We start from the raw sequence: 1,142 nt of genomic DNA on the forward strand, positions 1-1,142 counted from the left end.
TGATTGGGTGGAGTCGGTGCCGTTTGCCTGACAACCGGCAGATGCTGTCGGTAGCCCTGTGCTGTGAGATATGCGCAGGGCGGCGGTTTGACCGACGCCGAGAGGGCCGTGCGGGAGCGGATCCGGCTTCAGGCCGTGGAATGCTTCGAGGGCGGGGAGAAGAACAGAGACATCGCGGCGACGTTGCGGGTGAGCGTGCGTTCGGTGGAGCGCTGGCGCAGGCAGTGGCGCGAGGACGGTGCGGCAGGTGTCGCCTCGAAGGGCTCGCCCGGTCGGCCGAAGCTGTCCGATGCCCAGGTGGCACGTCTGGAGCGGGAGTTGGAGCGCGGGCCGCTGGCCCATGGCTGGGAGGATCAGCGGTGGACTCTGGCGCGGGTGAAGGCGTTGATCGGCCGGCTGTTCCATGTCTCCTACACCGTGGAGGGCACGTGGGTCCTGCTCAAGCGGCACGGCTGGTCCTGGCAGGAGCCGGTTCGCCGGGCCATCGAGCGCGATGACGCGGCCGTCGAGTTGTGGAGGAAGGAGACGTGGCCGCGGGTAAAAGCGCCGCGGCGGCCCGCGAGGCCTGGCTGGTCTTCGAGGACGAAGCCGGGCAGTCGATGAGGCCGCCGCGTGCCAGGACCTGGGGCAGGGTCGGCTGCACGCCGGTGGTGCGGGTGCGCGGCCGGGGAGCCGGCCGGGTCTCCATGGCGGGGCTGAGCTGCTACAAACCCGGCCAGCGCTCCCGGATGCTGTACAGCTTCCACGTCTACCGGGGCCGCAAGGGCGAGAAGAAGGGCTTGACCTGGCAGGACTACCGGGACCTGCTCATCCGTGCGCACATCCAGCTCGGCGGTCCGATCGTGCTCGTGTGGGACAACCTGCGCGCCCACCTGATGCCGCCGATGCGGGAGTTCATCGAAGCGAGCAAGAACTGGCTGACCGTCTTCCAGCTCCCGTCGTACGCGCCTGACCTCAACCCGCAAGAGGGCATCTGGTCGCTGGTCAAGCGCACCATCGGCAACCTCGCCGCTGCCAACCTCGACCAGCTTGCCCGAGCCGTCAAGCGGAGCTTGAAGAAGATCCAGTATCGACCCCACCTGGTCGACGGGTGCCTCGCCGCCACCGGCCTGATCTTGGACGGCTGACCACCCTCAGCCCGA

At 68.7% G+C, this 1,142-nt stretch carries 2 protein-coding genes; both read left to right on the top strand.

The genetic code is table 11. From position 1 onward, the window contains the following. Window positions 1–63: 63 nt before the first annotated feature. Window positions 64–603 (top strand): winged helix-turn-helix domain-containing protein, encoded by a 540-nt coding sequence (locus tag ACH4J0_RS43305; protein ID WP_380494817.1) that lies wholly within the window; start codon window positions 64–66, stop codon window positions 601–603. Then, window positions 528–1,127, top strand: coding sequence for a transposase (locus tag ACH4J0_RS43310; RefSeq protein WP_396246674.1), 600 nt, complete (start codon window positions 528–530; stop codon window positions 1,125–1,127). Before ACH4J0_RS43305 ends, ACH4J0_RS43310 begins: the two co-directional genes overlap by 76 nt. Window positions 1,128–1,142 lie beyond the last annotated feature (15 nt).

The sequence above is a fragment of the Kitasatospora sp. NPDC017646 genome (genome assembly GCF_044329365.1).
Classification (GTDB): Bacteria; Actinomycetota; Actinomycetes; order Streptomycetales; family Streptomycetaceae; genus Kitasatospora.